General features: G+C 74.2%; 3 protein-coding genes. 2 read left to right on the top strand and 1 reads right to left on the bottom strand.

Annotated elements, in window-relative coordinates:
* Positions 1-58: 58 nt before the first annotated feature.
* Entirely contained in the window at positions 59-838 is a 780-nt protein-coding gene (locus EDJALFJO_RS00260) for a fumarylacetoacetate hydrolase family protein (RefSeq protein WP_088281040.1), read from the top strand.
* Positions 839-850: 12 nt separating this feature from the next.
* Here EDJALFJO_RS00260 and aspS read toward each other — a convergent pair whose 3' ends face one another.
* Positions 851-2,143 (bottom strand): aspartate--tRNA(Asn) ligase, encoded by a 1,293-nt coding sequence (gene aspS, locus EDJALFJO_RS00255; protein WP_088281038.1) that lies wholly within the window; start codon positions 2,141-2,143, stop codon positions 851-853.
* Positions 2,144-2,403: 260 nt separating this feature from the next.
* Here aspS and gltX point away from each other — a divergent pair, with 260 nt between their 5' ends.
* Positions 2,404-3,948: a glutamate--tRNA ligase gene (gene gltX, locus EDJALFJO_RS00250; protein ID WP_088281036.1), complete on the top strand. Its 1,545-nt coding sequence runs from the start codon at positions 2,404-2,406 to the stop codon at positions 3,946-3,948.
* The last annotated feature ends 179 nt before the right edge of the window (positions 3,949-4,127 follow it).

Genomic DNA, 4,127 nt, shown 5'->3' with positions numbered 1-4,127 from the left:
CCCACCACGGTAACGAGCCTGCGCGGGCCGTCCGGCCACCGGTCGTTAGGCTGCGCCCGTGCGTATCGCGAGGTTCACGGCCGGCGGGGATCCCAGGTTCGGCGTCGTCGAGGGGGAGCCGGGCTCCGAGCAGCTCGTCGTCCTCACGGGCGACCCGCTCTTCATGCCCGTGCAGCCGACGGGGGAGAAGATCGACCTCGAGGAGGTCCGGCTGCTCGCGCCCGTCATCCCGCGGAGCAAGGTCGTGGGGATCGGCCGCAACTACGCCGCGCACGCCGCCGAGCTGGGCAACGAGGTCCCCGCCGAGCCGCTGGCATTCCTCAAGCCGAACACGAGCGTCGTCGGCCCGGGCGACCCGATCGTCCTGCCGCCGCAGTCGTCGCGGGTCGACTACGAGGGCGAGCTCGCGGTCGTCATCGGCCGGCTGTGCCGCGACGTCCCGGTCGAGCGGGTGCCCGAGGTGGTCCTCGGCTACACGGTCGCGAACGACGTCACGGCCCGCGACCTGCAGTCGTCCGACGGGCAGTGGTGGCGCGCCAAGGGCTTCGACTCGTTCTGCCCGCTCGGGCCGTACCTCGTCACGGACGTCGACGTGCGCGACCTGCGGGTCACGACCCGGCTCGACGGCGTCGTCGTCCAGGACGGCCGCACGTCGCAGATGATCTTCGACGTGCCGACCCTCGTCGCGCACGTGTCGGCCGCGATGACGCTGCTGCCCGGCGACGTCATCCTCACCGGCACCCCGGAGGGCGTCGGCCCGATGGTCGCCGGGCAGCGCGTCGAGGTCGAGGTCGAGGGCCTCGGCACCCTCTCGAACCCGGTCGTCACCCGCTCCTGACCACCCGCCCCCTCAGGGGGTCAGGCGGTGCAGGTCGCGGGGGAAGAGCGTCGTCGTGCGGATGTTGTCCGCCTCGACGAGCCGGGCCGTCCAGCGCTCGAGCCCGATCGCGAAGCCGCCGTGCGGCGGCATCCCGTACCGGAACGTCTCCAGGTAGCTCTCGTACGGCCCGGGCGACTCGCCGCGGCCGGTGAGCGCCGCGACGTAGTCCTCGTACCGGTGCAGCCGCTGGCCGCCCGTGACGAGCTCGAGCCCGCGGAAGAGCAGGTCGAAGGAGTTCGTCCAGCGGCTGTCCGGCTCCGGGGTCGTCTGCGGGTGCGTGTAGAACGGCCGCTTCGCCGCCGGGTACCCCTCGACGGCGAGCAGGTCGCTGCCGTGCTCGGCGAGCGCCCACGCGCCGAGCGCCCGCTCGTGCTCGGGCGCGAGGTCGGGCTCGTCGGGTTCGGCGCCGGCGATCCGCAGCGCCTCGCGGAAGTGCACGACGGGGATCTGCTCCGGCACCTCGGGCAGCCGGGCGCCGGTCAGCGCGAGCGCCTCGGAGGCGTTCTCCCGGACCGACGCCACCATCCCGGCGAGGACGTCGCGCAGGACGGCGAGGACGTCCCGGTGGCTGTCGACGAAGCCCAGCTCGACGTCGAGCGAGACGTACTCCGCGAGGTGCCGCACCGTGTCGTGCGGCTCGGCGCGGAACACCGGGCCGACCTCGTAGACCCGCTCGAAGACGCCGACCATCGCCTGCTTGTAGAACTGCGGCGACTGCGCGAGGTACGCCGTCCGGCCGAAGTACTCGACGCCGAACACGTTCGCGCCCGACTCGGTCGACGACGCGACGAGCTTGGGCGTCGTGATCTCGGTGAAGCCGGTGCCGTCGAGCGTCTCGCGGAACCCCTTGACCGACGCCGCCGCGAGCCGCCACACGGCCTGCCGGCGCGGGTGCCGCCACGTCGTCGAGGCGTGGTCGAGCAGGGTCGGCAGCGAGACGTCGAGGGTCGGGCGCCACAGCTCGACCGGGGGCGTCTGCGCGGTCGACAGCACCTCGACGGCCGGGGACGTCACCTCGACGCCGCCGGGCGCCTTGGCGTTGGCCGTCACCGTGCCGGTGACGCGGACGACGCTCTCCTCGCCGACGCCCTCGACGAGCCGCCGCACCGCCTCCTCGGCGACGACGACCTGGGCGAGGCCGGCGCGGTCGCGCAGCACGAGGAAGGTCACCGCGGCCAGCCTGCGGCGGCGGTGCACCCAGCCCTCGAGGCGGACGGTCTCGCCGACGTGCTCGGGCAGGGTGCTGCTCAGGGTGCGTCTCATGGTGGTCACCTCCGGGAAGTACGGCTCCCGGGAGGTGTGGGCGATCGGGTCGCTCGCGGTGCCACCACACCTTCGCCGACCGGACCGGTCGGCCTCTCGGCCCGATGACGGGGGCCGGCCGTCGCCGCTCCGGGGGTGTCAGGCCCGTCACCGCGGCGAGTCACCCACGATAGTGCGGGCGGAGACCGGGGGCCGAGCGGGTTTCCGGCGCGGGTGGCGGGCCGGACCGCGGCGGCTCCGCCGATAGGCTGTGCCGCATCATGAGCAGCCTCCGAAGCGCCCTCGACGCACCCGTGACGACCGCCTCCGGCGCCGACGTCCGCGTGCGCTTCTGCCCCTCGCCGACCGGAACGCCGCACGTCGGCCTGGTCCGGACCGCCCTGTTCAACTGGGCGTACGCCCGGCACACGGGCGGCACGTTCGTCTTCCGGATCGAGGACACCGACGCGGCGCGCGACAGCGAGGAGAGCTACGAGCAGATCCTCGACGCGCTGCGCTGGCTCGGGATCGACTGGGACGAGGGCGTCGAGGTCGGCGGCCCGCACGAGCCGTACCGGCAGAGCCGGCGCAAGGACCTCTACGCCGACGTCGTCGGCAAGCTCGTCGCGAGCGGCTACGTCTACGAGTCGTTCTCCTCGCCCGAGGAGGTCGAGGCGCGGCACCGCGCCGCCGGCCGCGACCCCAAGCTCGGGTACGACGGCCACGACCGGGACCTCACCGAGGAGGACCGGGCGGCGTTCCGCGCGCAGGGCCGCGAACCCGTGCTCCGGCTGCGGATGCCGGACGACGACCTGACCTTCGACGACCTCGTCCGCGGCCCGGTGACCTTCAAGGCGGGCACGGTGCCGGACTTCGTCGTCGTGCGCGCGGGCGGCGAGCCGCTGTACACGCTCGTCAACCCGGTCGACGACGCGCTCATGGGGATCACGCACGTGCTGCGCGGCGAGGACCTGCTCTCCTCGACGCCGCGCCAGATCGCGCTCTACCGCGCGCTCGTCGCGATCGGTGTCACGACGTCCGTGCCGCGCTTCGGGCACCTGCCGATGGTGCTCGGCGAGGGCACCCGCAAGCTCTCCAAGCGCGACCCGCAGTCGAACCTCTTCCACCACCGCGACCGCGGCTTCGTCCCGGAGGGGCTGCTCAACTACCTCGCGCTGCTCGGCTGGTCGATCGCCGAGGACCGCGACGTCTTCTCCATGGCGGAGATGACGCAGGCGTTCGACATCACCGACGTCAACGGCAACCCGGCGCGGTTCGACCAGGCGAAGGCCGACGCGATCAACGCCGAGCACCTGCGGCTGCTCGCCCCGGAGGACTTCGCCGCCCGGCTCGTGGCCTACCTCGCGGGCCAGGGGGTCGTCGTGACGGGGGCGGACGGCGCCCCGGACGGCGCGCAGCGCGCGGTCGTCGAGGCCGCGGCACCGCTCGTGCAGACCCGGGTCCAGGTGCTCGCGGAGGCGGTGCCCATGGTCGCGTTCCTGCTCACCGCGGACGGCGACCTCGTCGTCGAGGACGACGCGCTCGCGACCGTCACCAAGGACGCCGCGCAGTCCGCGGCCGTCCTCGACGCCGCGACCTCGGCGCTCGGAGCGCTGCCGGCGTTCACCGCCGCGGACATCGAGGCGGCGCTGCGGACGGCGGTCGTCGAGGGGCTCGGGATCAAGCCTAAGTTCGCGTTCGGCCCGCTGCGGGTCGCCGTGACCGGACGCCGGGTCTCGCCGCCGCTGTTCGAGTCGATGGAGATCCTCGGCCGGGACTCGACGCTGGCCAGGGTGGCCGCGCTGCGCGGCCGGCTCGGGGCCTGACCACGGGCGGCACGGCACCGAGCGGGCGCCCCGTGCGTTGGGGCCGGGTGAACGGGTACAGGGCCGGTCGGCAGGACCGGCGCACGGAGCGACGGGCGGGGGCACGATGACGGACGCTGGGTGGGCCTCGCCCGCGGGACCGGGACCGGGACCGGGGCCCGTGCCCGGACCGCCGCCGC

It is taken from the genome of Kineosporia sp. A_224 (assembly GCF_002198655.1).
In the GTDB taxonomy this organism is placed as follows: Bacteria; Actinomycetota; Actinomycetes; order Actinomycetales; family Kineosporiaceae; genus R-H-3.
The sequence above is the reverse complement of the archived record's forward strand: the minus strand, read 5'-3'. Positions and strand labels throughout refer to the sequence as shown.

Coding starts and splice junctions, on each gene's coding strand:
- gltX (WP_088281036.1), top strand. CDS start 2,404: ATGAGCAGCCTCCGAAGCGCCCTCGACGCACCCGTGACGACCGCCTCC.
- aspS (WP_088281038.1), bottom strand. CDS start 2,143: ATGAGACGCACCCTGAGCAGCACCCTGCCCGAGCACGTCGGCGAGACC.